General features: G+C 38.7%; 15 protein-coding genes. 3 read left to right on the top strand and 12 right to left on the bottom strand.

What is annotated here, in order from left to right:
- Nucleotides 1-46: 46 nt before the first annotated feature.
- A complete protein-coding gene (locus D8Q48_RS10755) occupies nt 47-2,713 on the bottom strand; it encodes a glycoside hydrolase family 3 protein (protein ID WP_172696991.1) in 2,667 nt (888 codons plus the stop codon).
- A 161-nt stretch (nt 2,714-2,874) separates the two neighbouring features.
- On the opposite strand from D8Q48_RS10755, the gene D8Q48_RS10750 reads away from it, so the two are divergent.
- A complete protein-coding gene (locus D8Q48_RS10750) occupies nt 2,875-4,002 on the top strand; it encodes an AraC family transcriptional regulator (protein WP_117991356.1) in 1,128 nt (375 codons plus the stop codon).
- A 182-nt stretch (nt 4,003-4,184) separates the two neighbouring features.
- On the opposite strand, the gene D8Q48_RS10745 is transcribed toward D8Q48_RS10750, so the two are convergent.
- Together D8Q48_RS10745 and D8Q48_RS10740 are read right to left on the bottom strand one after the other, a co-directional pair.
- The gene (locus D8Q48_RS10745) at nt 4,185-5,558 is read right to left on the bottom strand and encodes an MFS transporter (protein ID WP_121056460.1); all 1,374 of its coding nucleotides are present in this window, start codon (nt 5,556-5,558) and stop codon (nt 4,185-4,187) included.
- Between the two features lie 35 nt (nt 5,559-5,593).
- Nucleotides 5,594-6,664 (bottom strand): family 43 glycosylhydrolase, encoded by a 1,071-nt coding sequence (locus tag D8Q48_RS10740; RefSeq protein WP_117991351.1) that lies wholly within the window; start codon nt 6,662-6,664, stop codon nt 5,594-5,596.
- A gap of 589 nt (nt 6,665-7,253) precedes the next feature.
- Between D8Q48_RS10740 and D8Q48_RS10735 the strand changes: the two genes are divergently transcribed.
- Nucleotides 7,254-7,760, top strand: a complete 507-nt coding sequence (locus D8Q48_RS10735; protein ID WP_117991348.1) for an AraC family transcriptional regulator — start codon at nt 7,254-7,256, stop codon at nt 7,758-7,760.
- A 95-nt stretch (nt 7,761-7,855) separates the two neighbouring features.
- Here D8Q48_RS10735 and pgmB read toward each other — a convergent pair whose 3' ends face one another.
- Genes pgmB through D8Q48_RS17210 form a run of 3 tightly spaced genes read right to left on the bottom strand, consistent with a single transcriptional unit; the run spans nt 7,856 to nt 9,461 of the window.
- Nucleotides 7,856-8,497, bottom strand: a complete 642-nt coding sequence (gene pgmB, locus D8Q48_RS10730; RefSeq protein ID WP_118724145.1) for a beta-phosphoglucomutase — start codon at nt 8,495-8,497, stop codon at nt 7,856-7,858.
- Nucleotides 8,498-8,546: 49 nt separating this feature from the next.
- A complete protein-coding gene (locus D8Q48_RS10725) occupies nt 8,547-9,254 on the bottom strand; it encodes an NAD(P)H-binding protein (protein ID WP_172696992.1) in 708 nt (235 codons plus the stop codon).
- Nucleotides 9,255-9,275: 21 nt separating this feature from the next.
- Nucleotides 9,276-9,461, bottom strand: coding sequence for a hypothetical protein (locus D8Q48_RS17210; RefSeq protein WP_172696993.1), 186 nt, complete (start codon nt 9,459-9,461; stop codon nt 9,276-9,278).
- 81 nt (nt 9,462-9,542) lie between these two features.
- Between D8Q48_RS17210 and D8Q48_RS10720 the strand changes: the two genes are divergently transcribed.
- Nucleotides 9,543-10,127, top strand: coding sequence for a helix-turn-helix transcriptional regulator (locus D8Q48_RS10720; RefSeq protein WP_172696994.1), 585 nt, complete (start codon nt 9,543-9,545; stop codon nt 10,125-10,127).
- A gap of 56 nt (nt 10,128-10,183) precedes the next feature.
- On the opposite strand, the gene D8Q48_RS10715 is transcribed toward D8Q48_RS10720, so the two are convergent.
- The 6 genes from D8Q48_RS10715 to D8Q48_RS10690 form a co-directional block, all read right to left on the bottom strand.
- Nucleotides 10,184-11,755, bottom strand: a complete 1,572-nt coding sequence (locus D8Q48_RS10715; protein ID WP_121056452.1) for an AAA family ATPase — start codon at nt 11,753-11,755, stop codon at nt 10,184-10,186.
- A complete protein-coding gene (locus tag D8Q48_RS10710; protein ID WP_121056451.1) occupies nt 11,756-13,645 on the bottom strand; it encodes an AAA family ATPase in 1,890 nt (629 codons plus the stop codon).
- 242 nt (nt 13,646-13,887) lie between these two features.
- The gene (gene cutA, locus D8Q48_RS10705; protein WP_121056450.1) at nt 13,888-14,220 is read right to left on the bottom strand and encodes a divalent cation tolerance protein CutA; all 333 of its coding nucleotides are present in this window, start codon (nt 14,218-14,220) and stop codon (nt 13,888-13,890) included.
- 132 nt (nt 14,221-14,352) lie between these two features.
- Complete coding sequence (locus D8Q48_RS10700) at nt 14,353-16,611, bottom strand: glycoside hydrolase family 3 C-terminal domain-containing protein (protein ID WP_121056449.1); 2,259 nt, start codon at nt 16,609-16,611, stop codon at nt 14,353-14,355.
- Nucleotides 16,612-16,709: 98 nt separating this feature from the next.
- Complete coding sequence (locus D8Q48_RS10695) at nt 16,710-19,505, bottom strand: family 78 glycoside hydrolase catalytic domain (RefSeq protein WP_121056448.1); 2,796 nt, start codon at nt 19,503-19,505, stop codon at nt 16,710-16,712.
- 149 nt (nt 19,506-19,654) lie between these two features.
- Nucleotides 19,655-21,343, bottom strand: a complete 1,689-nt coding sequence (locus tag D8Q48_RS10690) for a glycoside hydrolase family 3 N-terminal domain-containing protein (RefSeq protein WP_121056447.1) — start codon at nt 21,341-21,343, stop codon at nt 19,655-19,657.
- Nucleotides 21,344-21,418 lie beyond the last annotated feature (75 nt).

Raw genomic sequence — 21,418 nt, 5'->3', positions numbered from 1 at the left:
CAAATATAGTTGGGAGAAAAGTCCCCCCCATACTATACTGAGGGATCTAATAAAACTTTAAAATTACTTTCATCATACGATACACACTCTTCTCCAGACGTTTTCGGTCAATTCGTCCGTTCTGTATACCTTCTACAAGCTGCATCGTCTGTGTGTCATCCATTCCGCCCGGTGTGATCCAGCCATTTCCGGCTGCCATTGCGTTGACGATATCGCAGGTATCACTGGATGTCCAGTCTGTCATGACAAATCCGTCAAATCCAAGTTCTTCCACAAAGATTCCCTGTAACATATCTTCGCTTTCTGCACAATAGACACTGTTCACCGCATTGTAGGCCGTCATAACAGTAGATGGGATCTGTACCTGGAATGCCTCTTCAAACGTTTTCAGATACAATTCTCTGAGCGTTCTCTCGTCCATAATACTATTGTTACGCAACCTTGAAGATTCGCAGTTATTTGCAAGCAGATGCTTCATACAGCTTACAACTCCATGCTCTTCCAGACCTCTGCTCTGCTGTCCTCCCATTCTTCCTGCCAGCAGTGGATCCTCACTGAAATACTCCGCTGCTCTTCCACACAATGGGTTGCGGTGAAGGTTGATTGCCGGGGCAAGGATTTCGTTAATCTCATGCTCTTTTGCTTCCTCCGCAATCGTTGCTCCCGCCTTGTATGCCAGCTCTTCATTAAAGGTTGCACATACTGTAACCGAAGTCGGGAAACCGATATTCTCTATTCTCAGATTCACACCATTATTTCCATCTGCAACGACAAATTCCGGTGTGTTATATTTTTCAGATACATAGAGCATTCCGGCCTCGCCTTTTGCTTCCATGCCCCATCCATTTTTCGCGCAGACGGAAATACGTGCCAGTTCGTAATCTGTAAATTGTCCGATAAAATCTTCTAGAAGCTTTGGATTCTCTACAACTTTCTTCCACTGGATCAACCGCTCTGATTTTTCCGGATGAATCGGATTCTTCTCCTTGCCATATACCTTTTCTACGACCGGTGTGATGTGATCTTCTCCGGTCATTTTCGTATATCTGCCCTTTGGATAAGTCTCCTGCTCTGCCTCCTTTGATAAAGTTACCAGTGGAATTTCTTTCGGAGTCGGCATATAGTGCTTGCTCTGTTTCAAGAGCTTTTCTTCTTTTATTTCTACTTTTGCGATACTACTGCTTTGTTCCAGTGAATTTCCTGCTTCCAGTTCATAAGTTCCTGCCTCGCAGATCCATGCCGCACGCTCTGCATCAAAGGATGCCAGCTCTCTTCCTTTCACCGTTATAATAAGCTTCTGGCTTTCTCCCGGTGCAAGGCTCTTCGTCTTGGCAAATCCGATCAGACGATGAGATGGCTGCTCTAATTTTCCATCAGGAATTTTTGCATAGAGCTGGATGACTTCCTTTCCTGCACAAGCTCCTGTATTTGTCACAATTGCTTCTACTTCTGCCGCAATAGTATCCAATGTTTCTGGTGTCTCCCACTTTGACAACTTGTACTCACAGGCAAATGTTGTATAACTCAGTCCATGTCCAAAACCATAGGCTACTGGTTTGGAAAATGTATCAAAGTAACGGTACCCTACGTACAGCCCTTCTTCGTAAACAGTGTTGATGTATTTCTCACAGCCTCCATTAATTCGTGTTTCCACGGACTCCGGCTGATAAAAGTTCGCAGAAGATGGGATTTCTTCCCAGGTAAAGCTCCACGTATCCGGAAGTTTTCCGGATGGATTCACCGTTCCTTCCAGAATCTCCGCAACTGCTCTTCCGCCATTCATACCACACAGTCCAGTCCACAGAACCGCTTTGATTCCATATTTTTCTACACAACGCACATCCATTGGGTAACCACTGTTGATCAGAAGAACTGTATTTTCAAATGTTTCACTCACCTGACGGATCAGATTTTCTTCCTCGTCTGTCAGATAAAATTCTCCCTTTACTGCCAGATTATCAAAGTTTTCACTGGTTCCTCTGGTAATAGCAATAACAGCAGTCTCTGACCACTCCTTTGCACGTGTTAGGACAGCTTCCTCCGGGATGTTGTCTGTTGCTGTCCGATAAATTGTCTTCAACTCTTCATTCATCTGAATGGAACTATAATTTTCAATTCCATCAAACAGACGAATCATATATCTCGGATTGATTCTTCCTGCTCCCGAACATCCCACACGGAACTTGGCAAATCCACTTCCGAATACATTAATCTTTGCAGCTTTCCCCAACGGAAGTACATTTCCTTCATTCTTTAAAAGAACGATTCCTTCTCTTGCTACTTCCAGTGTCACTTCGTCCCGCTCCTGATGTGCCGGATCAATCTGAGCTGCCGGAAGTGAGTGAAGCTTGAATTCCATCGGTTCCATTACATTTCCATCCACATCTTCGATTCCCTCAATGTGGAGTACATATTCTTTATCATATTCTGCCAAGTACGGCTGGACACGAACTCCAACAATCGTCTCTCTATGCGGTCCAAGCTGGCAGACTCCACTGACAATCTCAACCTCCTGATCTCCTTCTAACACTACCCTTGCCTGCTCCATATTTCCAATCTTCTTTGTGCAGAAAAAGCAATAACAGCCTTCCAACTTATGATTCAGCATGTACTCCGCTCCATCCACATCATCGATGTTATATTCCGGTGCTTTCATCGGAATCAAGATTGGTAAATCCTCTTTTCCATGTGGTATATCTCCAAACATATTCATATTTCCAGTCTCCTTTCGTCTCACCATAATTTTGAGTCTTCGAACTATCTCGCTTACCTCGATTATAACGTGTATTTTTTTATAAATATGTAACCATTGCCTTGATAAAATCGGCTTTTTCCGATATCTTAAATATAACAAATCAATTTCAGGAGGTATTTATGAATAATTCCAATTCTGATACACAAAAACAACACTTTACGCCCATCACGATTGATGCGTTGGAAGACGCACTTCACTGGTATTCTCCTTTTGAAAATATGCTTCGTTCCTATTATCTGGAACATCATCGATTCATGCCAATCGCAGAGTTTCCGGAGGAACTTCTGCAGCCTTTTTCAATTCCGCCAATCGACTTAAGAAGTCTTACCGGCGCAAGTGATGTGACGCTATCTCCTACAAACACATTTCAAACAGCAGAAACATTTTTAGAGCCACAGTATTTTTCTCCCGGCTATGATATTTACATCCAGAAGCAGCCTCGTTATTCTTGCTCTCCCACTCAGGATCATCAGTATTATGAGATTTGTTATCAGTATTCCGGCACAAGCATACAGACTTTATCTGTCGATGACACCTGCGAGACCATCCGATTAAAGCCTGGAGATTTTGTTTTTATCCCGGTGGCACAAAAACATTCAATCACCATTGATTCTGATAGCATTCTGCTGAATATCGGAGTCCGGGCAAGTACTTTTACACAGGCTTTCTCACACAATATTCCTGATGGTTCTATACTTGGCGATTTTTTCTCCTCTCTGCTCACCCCGGATGGCGATTCTATCCGGTATCTTGTCTTCCACACAAATGGGAATGCCATGATTCTGCAGCAGATTCAGCAGCTTTCGCTGACCTACTGTACCAATACACTCTACTCACAGCAGATTCTAAATCTTCAGTTAAGCATCCTTTTCATGAATCTGCTTCAGGACTATAGCTATAACACAAAAATAGCTAATACCGGTGGAAGTATCACAGAAAAGCTTCCTGCCATCATGCAATATATCGAACAAAACTATACAACTTCCTCTGCGCAAAGAATTGCACAGCATTTTGGATACTCGCCCGATTATCTCAATCAGCTTTTTAAAAAGACGACTTCTCACACGATAGGCGAAACTTTATTAAACCTGAAAATGCAAAAAGCTGCTTCCCTACTGACCTCCACGAATCTTTCTGTCAGTTCGATCGCGGAATATCTTGGCTATCAGGATACAACGAATTTGATTCGTAGTTTTAAAAAATATTATGGGAGCACACCTGCTCAGTATAGGAAGGCACTACACTAAAAAAATGGATTGTAGTAACGATCACAACCCATTTTCTCTGCTTACTAATTAAGTAAACATATGCTACGCTTTCACAATATCGGAAGACCTATGTTTCTTTCTGTTGGAATTCCTGCTAAAAAGATCGGGGTTTATGCCATCACCAGCATAAACTCCGATCTTTTTTCTCTTAATTTCAAAAATTACTCTTCTACTGTCATTTTCTTCTTCATCTCTTCAATCTCATCTCTGTACTTATCAATTGGATTAAATTTCAAGCAGATTAGAAGAATTATTCCTGTCAGTGCCGGTGCACCGAAACGAAGGAAATTCAATGCGATCAGTGTACTCTCCGGCTGCTGTCCGATTGCTCCTGCAATGTATCCAGATGCAGCAAGGACTGCAAGAATACCTGAGTTTGTAACTGTTCCACCACATTTCTGTGCAAATCCTTTAATAGAAGAAATTACCCCATTTGCTGAAAATCCTTCTTTCAATTGAATATAATCAATCGCGTCATTTACAAGTACGTTAACCAGACCATTCTGCATAGAAGCAACTGCTGTTGCGATAAATGTCACTACATAAAGAAGCATCAGGCTACTCTTTCCGAAGAAAAGAAGAATTACATAGCAGATAATCGTTGCCGTCTGTGATACAACAAGTGCTTTTTCTCCTGTCTTAAATATTTTCAGGAAGATTGGCATCAGAACTGTCATGGAAACCAGTGCTCCGATAGACACGATTCCCATATAAACTGGAATCAGATCCGGACGTGCAAGGTAATACATTACGTAATAAACAGAGCTTGCAAACATCAGACCATATCCCATAGAGGCCATAATCCATACGATAATATATGGTGCAAGTTCTTTATGTTTCAAAATTGCTTTCAGATCCTGCATTGCATTTCTGTCTGTACTCTTCTCGATGTATTTCTCTTTTGATGTCGCAAAAAGTCCCCAGAAGGAGAAGCATGCAAGACCGCCACAGATAAGCATCATCGGAATATAGCCGTTGCCTACTCCAAATGCACTCTCAAGGAATGCTTTGATCTGCAATGTAAATGTGTTTGCGATTGTAAATGCAACCGCTGTCACGCCTGCCCCCATAGCAATGATCGTATTTCTCTCTTCTGTTCCTTTTACACATGCCGGAAGCAGAGACATCTGTGGCATTGTGTACATTGTAACAGTCATTCCAACACCAATGTTACAGATTAATACCCACGCAATTTTTCCTGCCATCGGGAAATTCGGATTTACCCACAACAATGTTGAAAACAGTGTAAGTAGGATTGGAGCCGGAATCAAATATGGACGATAACGTCCCCATTTCGTATTCGTTCTGTCAGCAATTACCCCCATCATCGGATCATTAATAGCATCCCAAAAAGAACAGATAAACATGATTACAGATGCAAATGCAGCTGGAATCATCATTGTATCTGTCATATAAGGTGAAAAATAACTTGATATGACAGCAGATATCATCATAGCTCCACCACTGACCGAAGTGGCATGAAACCATTTAAATGCTTTACTGCTCTCCTGTTTTTTTCCGTATTGATTTTTCATTCTTCTCATCCTTTCATCTTGTTTATATTCCAACTTTATTCTTCATCCGGATAATCTTCCAGGCGCCATGAGTCCTTCCAGTCTATATAAGCCATCTCTCCATCAAACCTTATCGGAAGCCATACATATTCTGAAATGGATGTGTTTTCCACTATTGGCTCATCCCCTTCAAATTCTTCCATTCCTTTTCCATTTTGTAAAAAGATACATTCAAAGATTCTCTTATATCTGGAATACTGCTTATCCATCATTTCAGGCAGCCAACGATCTGCACATGCGATATAAAGATCTTTCTTTCCTTCAACTTTAAACACAGATGAAATCTGTGAGTGAAAAGAAGTTTCGCTCTTATCATCCACATGCGGATTACCCAGAACTGTATATGGTCCATGCCATGTATCTGCAACTGCCACTTCCGAAGGATTCGGCAAATAAGCCGTTGTTCCTGATGTAAACAAATAATGTTTACCATTTCTCATAAAATGTGCCGGCGCTTCTCTCACATAAGGCGGAGCGATTCGTGGGAAATGTGTGCTATAATATCCTGTTACATCCGTATAATCCTCTGTCAAATCAGCACAAATCAACTCACTATGTATACGTTCAAAATAGTAATAAGCTTTTCCATCTTCCGCTACTGCCAGATCAAAATCCCCCGCATTCATTCCTAATGGTTTAAATCCAACTTTTACCTTTTCATATGGTCCAAGAATCGAATCTGCTGTCAGAATCGTCTCAGACTGTATATTTGCTGAATTCATAATCTTCAACCAGCATACATACTTCTTTGTTTTTTTGTTGTATATAATGTGCGGTCTGTCCATACAGTTGTTCGGATATAATGGTGACTGTGGATCTTCTGGCTCTGGCGGAATAATCAGACCAAGATCTTCCCAGTTATACAGATCTGTTGATTTGTAACAACGAACCCCCCAGTGCCAGATTCCATTTTGTCCATCTGTTTTTTCTTTATTTTCTCCATACCAGTAATAGACTCCGTCAATCTGAATCACTGATCCCCCATGAGCCTGTATTCTTTTTCCCTCTGTGTCAAGCCATAGCTTTCCAGGATGAAATGCATCATATCTTACTCTTTCTTCACTCATTACTTCCCCCTTCCTCAAAATACCTTTGTACTTTTATCATATGATAATGTTTGTTACCTTCTCATGAATTCTTTCTCATATTAGCACATACTCTTTTTCTTCTCCATGTAAAAAATTATCCTCATTTCCGACATTTTTTAATATTCCATTTTTACATTTTCCCCACTATTGATTACCGATATTATTTTTCCTACATTTATTCTTTATTTTCACTTTATAAAATGTTACAATTCTAATAACGTTTAATTTATCAATCAAAACACTTTGCCATATTTTTTACGGAGGGTATTATACAATTTTATATAACAATCAAAGAAATCAAAGACGAAATCACCCATTTTATTAACGAGTATCACTATAGTCCTGATTTCGATTCACTCCTGAAAAGAATGTATGAACAACATCATTTTTCTGAAAGTGCGCCTGACATTCCCGATCTTGCAACTTTAAAGCAATTAAATGATACGAGTTTTTTACACGAAATAGATAAGCTTCATTATCCTTTTTCTTCTGAACAATTTGAAAGCGAATATGATTTCATACTTCCATTTGAAGATATAGCAACTATAACAGAGTTTTGGGGAATTAAGTGTTTCACAAAAATGATTCTTTTGAAATACGAACTCTGGTAAAGAATCTCTTTTTAGAGCGCTTCCGATATGATAAATATGTAAATCGTTGTGATGTATATTGGCTAAACCTCCTTTTCGTCAATGCACTTCGGGATTCCTATGAATACAGTCAGTTTTCAAGTTCTGAATCCGGTCCCGACTATGCGCCACTTCTTCGGTATATACAGTCGCATTATCAGACAATTACTTTAGAACAACTATCGAATAAATTTAATTATTCTGTTCCTTATCTGTCAAAGATTATCAAAGAGATGACCGGAGAAAATTTCACAAAAATGATTCGAAAACAAAAAATGGAAAAAGCAAGACATTTACTTCTGGAAACAAAAAATTCAATTGAGAAGATTTCTGAAGAAACCGGGTATAATAGCGCAGATCATTTTTCCAGAGTTTTTCGTCAATATTACGGAATATCACCACAAAAATGCAGAAAAGATTCCAGTCATTTTTCATCTTTAGAATAAACAGACTAATCAAGACCAGCAACTTCCTTCAAACGCAAAACAAGGGCTGCACTTTCACAAGATTCCCATGAAAGTACAGCCCTGTTTTTTTACCTTTATTCAATTCCTGCAATCTTCAGCAACTCTTCAAATTTCTGAATCTTATAATCCGCTTTATTATATCCCGATGCATCACCGATTCCAACAGCTTCCATTTCTGCTGCCTTAGCCGCATCGATTCCCGCATAAGCATCTTCTACAACAACACAATCTTCCGGTTTCTCTCCGAGGAATTCCCCCGCTTTTAAGAATACTTCCGGATCTGGTTTTGAATGTGTAATATTATTTCCGTCTGAAATTGCATCAAATGCATCCAACAATTCAACCTTTTCCAGAATAAATTTCGCATTCTTGCTGGAAGAACCAATTGCCAGTTTGAATCCAGCTTCATGAAGTTTCTTGAGTGTAGCACGAACCTGATCTGTTACATCTGCTGCTGTCATCGTTTTCAGAAGCTCTCTGTAAGTATTGTTCTTTTCCTCCATCAATTCCGCTTTTTTCTCTGCACTCAGAGGTTCTCCTTCATATTTCTCCAGAATGATTTCCAGACTCTCTGCACGGCTTACACCACGAAGTCTGTTATTGATTGTCTCATCAAAATAAATTCCCATTCTGTCTGCCATTTTCTTCCATGCCTGATAATGAAATTTATCTGTAAATACAATCACTCCGTCAAGATCAAAAATAAATGCCTTCATCTTCTCTATTTCCTCCATTCAACACTACATTCTTTCATTGCTTATAATTCTATTTTAATGTGCAGTGTTTAACTTCTCCATGTAGGTTCTTTAGAAAAATCCGGCATATTTTTATATGTTTTTGTTTTGTCAAAACCGTAATCTGTTTCTGATTATAATTATCTGCCTCTGCGATATCTAACATTGCCATTGCAAGATCTTCGTAAGTCACTCTGCTCTCGCCGGCTTCATTAAAGATTACCTGTTCCTCTGTTCCAATCTCATAGTTTCCAGTCAGCGCACCCTCTGAATCAAAAAATGAAGAAGGGCAGACAACTGTCCAGTTTACATTGCTTGTCTTTTTAAGTTCATCAATTCCAAGTTTGATGTTCTTTGAGATTTCTCTCAGGAAATCTGGATGCTCTGGTGTCTCATAACAGTATGTTGTATGTGTACTGTCTGTAAATAAGCTTCCTACTCCACCAATTGCGATCAGATGACGTTTTGTTTCTTCGTTCAGCTCAATATATTTGAGGAACGCTTTATGATTTAATGTTGGATCTGCATCAAATCCGCTTCCATAGGCACTGATCATAACATCACAATCTGCAATATCTTCTTTTGTGACATCGAACAAACTTTTATTTATAACCTCTACTCTTTCATCTTCCACATTTCCTGCATAAACAAACCCTTTTACTGTCATTCCTCTTTCCAGAGCCTGTCTTGTGACTCTTGAACCAAGATTTCCATTTGCTCCGATTACTGCAATTTTCATACTCATCTTCTCCTTCTTACTTTACGCTTTTGTTTTATGGTTGCTTACCTGAATCCATACAAATGACACGCAGGCCAGTATTCCTGTCACAATTCCTGCAAATGCAAAACGGGATGCAGCTGTCTGGGCATGCATAACCATTCTCGATATGGTTGTAATTCCCGGTGCAAGAAATGTTCCGAGATTCTCTCCCCTAATACCGTACATCACATTGAAATGGACAAAGACGGATTTGGTTTAACGATTAACATTCGAAAAAGTACGTTTCAGGATACCTTTCAAACACTCTTGAATGAGCACAATCTTTTATCCGACTTTTTCGCACATACCTTTTATGATGCAGAGACTTCAAACTACATTACTTTCGACATCGAAAACACTCCGGAATTTAATTATTTGATTCAACAGATTTTTGATGAATCGAACTGTACAGAAAATCATAGTAATATGATCTGCGTCAGCCTTTTAAATTTATTTTTCGGAAAATTATTACAAGATTTTGGTAGAACAATTCATTTATACAGTGATGTGAATAATGCGACATACAATCGTTCCTTCCCTTTAATGTTAAAATATGTGCAGTCTAATTACCAGACGATTACTTTGCCGATGATGTCGCAGATTTTTCACTATAATGAATCCTATATTTCTTTACTTTTTAAGAAATATCTCAATGAGAATTTTTCGAACGTTGTTCAGAATCTTCGGCTGGAACAGTCAAAAATTTTATTAGAAAATACGGATTACAATTTAGATAAAATTTCAGAAATGATAGGGTATAATTCCGTCGATCATTTTTCTCGGATCTTCAAACGGAAATATGGAATGGCACCATCAAAATATCGAAAAGAATGCAAGACAGCCGGCAGATAATTCTGCCGGCTGTTTTGCTATATCCACATTGTTTGAAAAAACACTTTCACATCCCATTATAACTGCACTTTTTCTATCACACATTCATGTTCTTTCGTCTTCTTATCATAGTTGACTCCAACCAAAATCAGATTTCCCTGATACTCTTCCAAACTCCTACAATATTCTTTATTCTTAATCTGTACGAGTGCTCCTCTGGCACTTTTATCCCATTTTAATTCCACCACAAGTGCCGGTTTCTCTGGAAAATTTTTTCTCGGAAGAAAAACTAAATCTGCAAATCCTTTTCCACTTGCAAATTCGCGATAAACTGTGTAGAAATTTCTTGCTGCATACAATGCAAGTGAAATCGTATAACTCAAAGCATTTTCATCATTATACTGAATATGTGACGTTTCAAAATGTGCTTGCCTGATAGCTTCTGCCACTTGTGCCGGACGATTCTGCCAAATAGCTTCCAATGTGTCTGCTGAATTTTTTAATGATTTTGACACTTCTCCCCAATTGGATGTAGAAACACTGTTTACATATTCTGACCTGACTTCTTCATTTGGAATTTTTACTGTTTTACTATCATAATCATAGGACACATATCCCAGATGTATCAAAAGTGTCAAAACATCATCTTCTGTATGAAATGTAGCCATATCATTTGCAAAACTTCCAATATTTACCGGTACTGATTTTCCTGCGATCATACTTAAAACATCATCTTTCAACCCCTCAAAATTCATATCTATATAAATCCTCAAAGCCTCAAAAGTTTCCGTTTGGTTCCAGTAATTTCCTATCTTTCCAAATCTCATACAACTTACAACCGAACGCGGACTGTAAATAGATATTTCATTTTCAAATAAATATCCATCATACCAGTTTTTCATTTCTGTCATGTCCATGTGATACTGTTCACATAACATCCGAACCTCATCTTCCGTAAAGCCAACATAACGTGCTAACGGACCTGGATTGATCATTGAAAATTCATCAAACATATTTAAAGCAGAATGCGTTCCATATTTTTTTATCGGGAGAATTCCAGTCATGTATGCAAGATGAATGTAAGATTTATCTTTTAATAAGTCTCTCAAAAAATCAAGATATTTTTCCTGTGCTTCTTTGTCTTCCTTATACTCTCTGAAAATACAATCCCACTCATCGATAATCACTATAAATGACTGCTTTTTCTGTGCATATACATCCTGCATACACTCAATAAGATCTTTCTCGTCAAAATAATCTACATCTGGATATTCTCCTTTAAGTTCACGAATAATCAGCCTCTTAAATCGGTCAATCAGTTCGCAGATATCATTGCTTCTGCTTAAAATTTCCTGCATATTAACAGAAATCGTATTATATTGATTCAAATGCTTTTCAAATTCATCGCTTTTTGCAATTTCAAATTTTGAAAATAATTGTCTTGCATCACATCCCCGGCTATAATATGCCGTAATCATATTCGCTGCGATCGACTTACCAAAACGTCTTGGACGGCTAATGCAAATATATTTCTGCATCGTATGCAATACAGAATTGGTGTATGTCAATAATCCTGTTTTATCGATGTAAATAGCAGAATTTACCGCTTCTTCAAATTTACTGCTATCTGGATTTAAATATATTCCCATTTATACGCCCTCCACATTATTTTCATATTTCACAACCACATGTTTCCCACTAAATCCAATTCCAAACAATCCTATCTCCGTAATGCCACGCTGTCTCATTTCTTCCAGATAATTCTTATCATAAATCTGAGCAATTGCATTTCCTGCAAGCTCTTCCAACTGCTCACCTGCCAATTCTTTCCCTGCTTTAAATTCTATAATATATCCCTTTTGATTCTTTTCTTTTGGCTCAAGCTGAATATCCAGTCTTCCATCCCCCGCTTCTCTATTAGAAGAAATATAATACTTATCAGTCATAATTGCCAACATCCCAAAGACCATTCCATGATAAAAATTCTCCTGTGCAGTATCAAAACAGCTTACTGATTGCATGAGATAATTTTGTAGTGTATTTGTAAAAAGATCTGCATCTCCTGTACGCAATGACATCTCGAAATTTCTCAAAATAGTTCCTGTAAACAGCTTCCCATTTTGATCCATAATCTCTTTTTGAAATACACTTTTTATCTCCCTGTTCGGAATTGCCAACGAACATATCGGTGTATCATTCATCTCACTAATCACATTTGTCACTCGCAAATACCCGGAAACAAGCAAAAAACTATAAATTGCATCTGAATTCTCATCAATTTCCGGATAAATAATATCCGTATCGACAATTGCCTGAACCTCTTTTCCCTGCAATAAAAGTGTCAGGTTTTCATAAATTTGATTATTCGAATTTCGAATCATCTGACCGATAATTTCGTTCCCACTTGTTCTTGACCAGAATGCCTTCGACTTGCAGTCATTACTAAAATAATTAATCACAGACCATGGATTATATATTTCCTGTCTTCCAAACAAATATCCATCATACCAGTCTTTTATTTCCTGAACTTTTTCTGGTTTTCCATAATATATGGACATCTCCTGAACTTCTTGCGGTGTAAACCCAAAATATGCTGAATATTTTTCATCCAAAATTGTATTCACTACAAGATTATTCAATCCGCTAAATAAACTTTCTTTTGCAATTCTTAGAATTCCTGTTAAAACTCCAAACTCTAAATTTTCATTGTCTTTTAATGCCGCCGAAAAAAGATTTCTCATAAATCCCACAACACTGTCGTAATACCCATGCAAATATCCCTGCTGGATTGGTGTATCATATTCATCTATAATGATAATAACTTTACTTTTATAATGTACTGCAAGCATAGCTGATAATTTTCCAAGTGCAAACTGATATTCTGTACTCTCTGCCGTATCTCTCATAATATTTTCAAAATATTTTTTATCATATTCTGTTAAAGATTCACTCGACAATAATTCTATATGTCTTGAGAATTCTTCTCTTATCGTAAAGCAAAGACTCTTATACATCTCCTCCCAGTTCGTCTGGTGAGCATCTTTAAACGAGAAAAAAATAACCGGATACTTTCCCTGATACTGTTGATATAGTTCCCCCTCCTGCCAGATTTTCTTATTTTCAAAATACTGAGATGTATTCACGTCAGATTTTTCAAAAAACGTTCTTACCATGTCCATCATAAGTGTTTTTCCAAATCGTCTGGGTCTTGTAAAAAGAAACACTTTACTGTGATCATCTATTATATTCTTAAGCAGTAATGTTTTATCTACATAGTAACATTCTTTTGCTACCTCTTTATAGGATGTAATTCCTACCGGACACGGTCTTGTAAAATTCGGCTGGATTTTCATTTCCTCTGTTTGTATTTTTTTCTTTCGAACAGTTTCCGGCTTCTCCACATCTGATGGAATCATCCAGAATTTTCCTTCTTTATAAGCACCTGGCAAAAGATTTTCTTTACAAAGCTGATTCACTCTTCTTGAAGAAAGTCCCCACAATTTTGCCAGTTCTTTTGCTTTGATCCATTTCTTGTCCATTTATAATCACCACCCACTTTTCCCGAAATATATATTCTTATATTACACCATTTCAGGAAATATAACAAGAAATCGCGAAATTACCACTCTCTATTTCTCGAAACGAGAGGTTATTTCGCGATTTTCCATCTATATTTCCCGAAATTTATATTTTTTCAAGAAATAATAGTATCTATTGTATTTTCCGAAAATGTAAAGTTATAGTTGTCACCATAAATTGTGTTTGCATCAGAACCTTCCCTCTACAAAAAACTCGTCTTATAAATCGGAAGTGCATTGATTACGGGTTCTTCGTACGGATGCACCTCTTTGATTGCACGAATTGTCTCCTCAACCTTCTCCGTATATACTGTTACTTCCACTTTCACTTCCCGCTCACAACTGATTTCTCCTGCTTTTCCTATATACGGATCTGTTCCATCTAACGGTCTCCAATAACTGATAAGCTGCGAACATGACATACACGAATCATACTTTCCTATATGACCGGCATCCACCGATTGTAGAGCTTTCTGTAGTTGTGTAATATGAGTTTCCGGAATAAAAATTTCCAGTTTACAATATTTAAAATCCATTTTCTTCACCTCTCTTATATAATACCATTTAGGGACGGAGTTTAGTGGCTTTTTTGCAAAAAAGCCACTAAACTCCGTCCCTGTCTGGTCTTGTCAACTGACGATTACTCAATTCTAATTCATTTCTCTATCTTATCTCTGATTCAGCTCATCCAGCTTCTTCTGTAATTCTTCTTTTGTACATAATCCAAAGCCGACTGCATTTCGAACTGGTATGGAGAAAGCGATTGCATCCCCCATTTCATCGGAAACAGCGTCCGTTGAATCTTCTGATGAACCCAGTCCGAATAATGCATTCATTTTAAGTTTCAACTCAATTCCAAAGTCTCTGGATCTTTCATCTGCCTGCAGCTCACCTAACGTAGAATTCATATGCAGATGAAGTGGCAGTACCTGTGTACTCTTCCACTGGATTGTTTTTGTCAGACGTACATCCTGGGAGGATGCTGCGATCAGGAGTTCATACGCTCCACTTGCTGCATACCAATCCTGAATCTCCGTGTTATACCATGCAAGGCTTCTCTTATCTACCGTAAATGTTACTCTCTTTGTTTCTCCTGGATTCAATGCAACCTTTTCAAAACCTTTCAGTTCTTTTTCTGGTCTTCTGATTGCTTCAGTCTTATCTGCCACATACAACTGAACGATTTCTTTTCCAAATTTGTCCCCGGTATTTGTCACATCTACTGATACTTGTAAAGTTTCACCTTCTGTCAGTGTATCTTTATCCGTCTTGACATTACTGTACTCGAATGTCGTATAAGACAGTCCATATCCAAACGGAAATGCTACTTCCATTTTCTTTTTATCATAATAGCGGTATCCTACAAAAATGCCTTCGCTATATTCCACCTTGTCGCCATCTCCAAAATTCAAATATGATGGATTGTCTTCTAACTTAATCGGCAATGTTTCTGCCAGCTTTCCGGATGGATTTACATTTCCATACAAAATATTTGCCTCTGCCTGTCCGACAGCCTGCCCGCCAAGGTAAGCCTCTACCAGACCTTTGACATCTTTTAACCACGGCATCTCCACCGCTGCACCATTATGAAGTACAACGATTGTATTTGGCTGTGCTTTTACAATCTCCGCAATCAGTTTATCCTGACACTCCGGCAAATGCATATGCTTACGATCATATCCTTCTGATTCAAAGGATTCTGGTAATCCGGCAAAAACAACTGCTTTATCTACCTGTTTTGCTGCCTCGATCGCTTCTGCTGCCAGCTTCTCATCATATACATCTGTCTCTGATGAAAATCCTTCCGCATAAATGACATTTTCTTTTTCTGTCAGTGCATCCCAGACGCTTGTTACTTTGAAAGAATTTACATGAGAGCTTCCGCCACCCTGATAACGTGGATTCTTCACAAATCCGCCGATAAATGCAACCTTTTCATTTTTCTCAAGCGGTAATACTTTTTCTTCATTTTTAAGAAGTACAATGGATTCTTCTGCTACATGCTGTGCAAATTCATGATCTTCTTCTAAAGTCAATGGTTGTTCTTTTCGGTTATCCACATACTCAAATACAATATTTAAGATACGCTCTACCGCACGATCCAGAATAGCTTCATCCAATGTTCCTTCCTGAACAGCCTTCACAATCTCTGCATCATTGATTCCATTTGAAGAAGGCATCTCCAGCTCCAGTCCTGCTTTCAAGCCTTCTACACGATCATTTACAGCACCCCAGTCAGACATTACATATCCTTTAAATCCCCACTCATCGCGAAGTACTTTCGTTAAAAGCCATGGATTTTCGGATGCATAAGTTCCGTTGATTTTGTTATAGGAACACATCACGGTATATGGCTGTGATTTCTTTACAGCAGTCTCAAAAGCTGGCAAATAAATCTCACGCATTGTTCTTTCGTCTACTTCCGATGACGCACTCATACGATTAAATTCCTGATTATTTGCCGCAAAATGTTTGATAGATGTTCCAACATGTCTGGACTGTACACCTTTGATAAATGCTGCCGCGGATTCTCCTGCAAGATAGGGATCTTCGGAATAATATTCAAAGTTTCTTCCGCAAAGTGGCGAGCGCTTGATATTTACCGCTGGTCCTAATACAACTGACAAATCTGTTGCCTGCGCTTCATCTCCAACTGTCTCTCCTAAAGTTTCCAGCAAGTCTCTATCGAAAGAACATGCACTCAAAACAGCTGGTGGAAAGCAGACTGCCTTGATACTGTCATTGATTCCAAGATGATCTGACTTGTCATCCTGCTTACGCAGTCCGTGAGGACCATCACTTACCGTGGTACTCGGGATTCCGAGTCTCTCCACACCTTTCAGATGCCAGAAGTCAAGTCCGGAACACATCCCCGCCTTTTCTTCCAGTGTCATCTGACTAATCAGTTCTTTCAAATTTCTTTCCATTTTGTTACTCCTTGTTTCTTATATATGCAAGAAAGAAAACCGAATATCACTCCTGTTTTCTTTCCGTTACCCACATAACAGTGGGAGTTACACAAAATTTATTTCACGACAATATTGGAAATTTCTCCAATCGCTGTCTCAAGCGCAGCCGGATCAAATGGCAAGAATCCGATATGCGACAAATCTTCCAATGAATTAGCCCCCATTTCCGGATCTCCCGATGCTGCGATTCCTGCTAATGCAGGTGTATATTTCCCAAGAATTCCCATTGCCTGTCCGTCTTTTGCGATTCTCGACAAGGTGGTATTTCTTCCGTATGGTTTTCTCAAATCTTCTTTTGGTTCATATGAAAAGTCATAACTTCCTGCTGACAATGTCATCTGCTCCTTCTCATAGCCCGGAAGTTCCACTACTGCTTCACAATTAAACGGAACTTCAACATGAACTGTAAATGTTCCATCTTTTTCAATTTTCCAGTTACATACATAACGACCGCTGACAGAATCATAACTGCATGCGATTTCCGGAATACGCACATCCGGATGCGGTGCGATTGCAACTTTTCCAAATCCTGCCTCTAACGGACGGATTCCTGCTGCGTATGCATAAACAAATTCCATGACTGAACCATATGCGTAATGATTCAATGAATTCATTCCTGTATCACTGATTGTTCCATCCGGCATAACAGAATTCCATCGCTCCCAAATGGTTGTTGCTCCAAGATTTACACTGTAAAGCCAACTTGGAAATCCTTCTTTTAACAGAAAATCATATGCCAATTCATATTCTCCTGCTTCTGCAAGTACTGTACACAGAAGCGGTGCTCCTACGAAGCCACATTTAATCTGATACATGTCCTGCTTCAATCTTGCCTTGAACTGTTCTACAATTCGCTCACGATCCAGATAAACTTTAAATTTCAATGCAATCACATACGCTGCCTGTGTATCAATCGCAAGTCTTCCTGTCGGTGTAAAAAATTCATCCAATACTGCCTTCTTAATTTTCTCTTCCAGCTCACAATAATGTACCGCATCTTCTGCTTTATTTAAAACTTCTGCCATCTGGCGCACAATCTGTACGGAACGATAATAATATACTGAAGAAATAAATGTATCATTTGTACTTCCTTTAAAACTGGTCGGTGTCGGTCCATCCAATGCAAGCCAATCGCCAAAGGTATCCATAAAATCAAAAAGATATTTGCGTTCTCCCCTCGCCGCATCGCCTCTATCAATAAAGTCTGCCCAATCCTTCATTAGCGGGTAACAGTATTCCATTTCTTCTGCATTTCCAAAATAAGTATAAAGTGTATTTGGTAAAAATGTTGCGATATCTCCCCATACACTACCTGCCTTCTCTGTATGTCCAATGTTTGGAAGAAAGTTCGGCATACCACCATCCAGAACTTTCTGCTCATCTCTTAAATCTTTGATGAACTTATGGAAAAACGCTCTTGTGTCCATATGATAGCTTGCCGTTGGTGCAAATACCTGTGCATCTCCGGTCCAACCAAGCCTCTCACTTCTCTGCGGACAGTCTGTCGGCATATCAATAAAATTCGATTTCTGACCCCAGACCGTATTCTGGTAAAGACGATTAATCTTTGCATCAGATGTTTCAAGAGAACCTGTTCTGCGAAGATCTGAATAAATCACTTTTCCCACAAAATCTTCTTTATCCAACTCGCCCGGCCATCCTGTTACACGTACATAACGGAATCCGAAAAATGTAAAATGCGGACGTACCACTTCTTCTCTTCCATCAGAAATATATACGAACTGTGATTTTGCATCTCGATAATTTTTGTTGTAGAAATTACCCTGCTGAAGAATTTCCCCAAAATCTAATACAACCTTTGTTCCCTTTGGAAAGTTTGCTTTAAACTCTATAAATCCTGCAAAATTCTGCCCCATATCCAGCACGATTTCCTCGGCAGGTGTATAGATAATATCCCGTACAGAAATGGTTTCTTTCTCAACTACCGGAAGGCTCAGACGATCCTGCAATTTTTCTACTGAAAGGTTCTTTGTCTCTTCTTGTTCTTCCGGATGCTCTAAAACTTCAACCTGTTTCTTCTCATTTTCTTTGCCATCCCACAACTGACGATTCAGGATTTCACCAAAATAGATTCCAGAATCTTCAATATCTGAACCATAGTAATTCCAACTTTCATCCGTCACAATAAGCTCTTCTGTTCCATCCTCGTATTCCAGATGTAATTCTCCGATTGCCGCCATTCTACTTCCGTAATTTTTCTCTGACATCCCAAGCCCAAACGTACCCATGTACCAGCCTTTTCCAAGCATTACAGACAAAGTATATTCTTTTGCTTCTTTTAAAATACCTTCCATTGGAAATGTGAGCACCTGGATTTCTGACTCATAATCATTAATATATGGTGCCAGATACTCTTCTCCAATTTTTGTTCCGTCCAAATATGTCTCAAACAGTCCAACTCCTGTCATATATAATCTGGCACGTTTCACCTCTTTTTCTATCGCAAATGTTTTCTCTAATACTGGATGAATCGTGTCTTCTTTTGCCGGAGCAATCCATTTTCCAGTCCATACTTCATCCATTTTACCTGTTTCAAATGTTGCGATATCACTAGTTACACATTCTCCTGCGTCAGTTGTCACTGTCACGCGATAATAATATGTTGTTCGAGGCTTTAATCCGACATCCAGTTTTTCACCGTTCTGTTTTAAATCCGCTGCTTCTTTTTTATATAAAATTTCTTCAAAATCTTCTGACTCGCTAACTTCAATGACTACATTTGTCTGTTTCTTTCCTTTCACTTCTTCCACGTTCCATGAACATAACAGATAGTCATAAGCAAACCCGACTGGATTTTCGATTCCATTGATTCTTACATTTGTGATCTTCAAATTTATTTCCTCCTATTACTGATCTCGATAATAGACTTCTTACAATACTTATTGTATCGAAATCAAAGGATTTCTGCTATGTAGTTTTTTGTTATCTATCCGACTTTTTTTCAGATAAAGAAAACCAGATTTTGGTTTTGCTTTAATGCTTAAAATTTTAAATCAATCTTACCACAGAATGGATCAATCGGTGATGTTCCCTTAAACTCACTTCTTCCCATCATTTTATCCACAATAGCATCCATTACATATTCAGAATTGCAATATCCGTTGATGTATGTTTTTACCATTGGTGCGTCCAGCAAATGATATGGGTTTCCAACGCTGACAAATGCAACAGGAAGCTCATGCACCATCCAAGGCATGTTGTTTCCAAGACCGAACATTGTATGCCAGTTCAGACGAGATACTGTTTTGTTTGAAGCTGTCTCAATATTTGCCAGATACAGCACGAGATCATAACGACTCTTGAAGCTTTCTACGGTATCTTCCATAACTTCAAACCCTTCTTTTTCATATACCGTAACTTCAAATCCTTCTGTTTCTAATTTTCCTTTAAAATATGCTGTCACTCGCTCATTGGATGGAAAATCTCCCATGATTTCCAATAACACACGTTTCTGTTTTTCAGGATTTAACGGAAGCAGATTCTGTGTATCTTTTACCAGTGTTACACCTTCATCTGCACATTCTTTTGCCCATGTATCATGCTTCTCACATTTTAAGATATCCAAAGCTTCCGGTCCCGGAACTAGAGTTCCTTCGGCTTTTTTCTGTGGCAGCTTCATTGCCGCTTTCGTAGCAAGAATACGTTTTACTGCTTCTTCCAATCGCGCTTCTGAAAGAAGTCCATTTTTATAGCCATCAAACATGTACTGCATATCTTCGTCCATGTTGCGGTTGAAAAGAATCACATCGCATCCATTTTCAATACAAAGTGGTACTGCCTTAGCACGTTCTTCTGCACTACAAAATCCGACCATAGGTGTTGCATCTGTTGTAATCAGTCCATTGAAACCTAACTTTTCACGAAGCAGACGCTTCATCAGATTTTCAGACAATGTTGCCGGAATAATTTTCTCACATGGTTTCTTGTCAAAATATTCTTCATATGCTGGCATCGCAATATGTGCCGCCATCACTGTCAAAGTTCCGGCCTCAATCATTTCTTCATAAATTTTACCATATGTCTTGTCCCACTCTTCACAGCTTAAGTAATTCACACTGGTTAAAAGGTGCTGGTCACGCTCGTCCACTCCATCTCCTGGGAAATGTTTTACAGAAGTTGCAACACCTTCTTCCTGTGCAGCTTTAATATAGGCTTTACCCATATTAATGACTGTCTGCAGATCATCCCCAAATGTACGAACATTTGTAATCGGATTGCGATAGTTCTGATCCAAATCCACTACCGGTGCGAAAGACCAGTTTACACCAACTGCTGCACCCTCACTGCAGCTTACTTTACCAAGCTGATATGCTTTTTCTACATCCTGAGTTGCAGCGACAAGCATCTCACGTCCAAAATAAGTTCCCTCTATAGCAGAACCATTTCCACCATATTCAAGATTGGAGGCTGTAAGAAGCGGAATCTTCGCTGCATCTTGCAATACCTTATGAGCCTGACGAAGTTCTTCGCCTGGACCTTCTCGATATAACATCCCACCGATATGTTTTGTCTGAACCAATTCTCTTAACTCATTTTCATCTTTTGTAAATACAATCGGACAAAATAATTGTCCTATTTTTTCTTCCAGACTCATTCCCTCATATGTATCTTCCACCCATTTTGCTTCTTCATCTGTTAAATGAAATGGCTTTGCTTTGTAATCAAACATCTCTCAAACCTCCGTTTTTATTCTACTTATTTTATGCTTTTTGTTTTTCATATTATTTCAAGCTTGTGTACTGCT

It is taken from the genome of Ruminococcus sp. B05, from assembly GCF_003628495.1.
In the GTDB taxonomy this organism is placed as follows: Bacteria; Bacillota; Clostridia; order Lachnospirales; family Lachnospiraceae; genus Schaedlerella; species Schaedlerella hominis.
The sequence above is the reverse complement of the archived record's forward strand: the minus strand, read 5'-3'. Positions and strand labels throughout refer to the sequence as shown.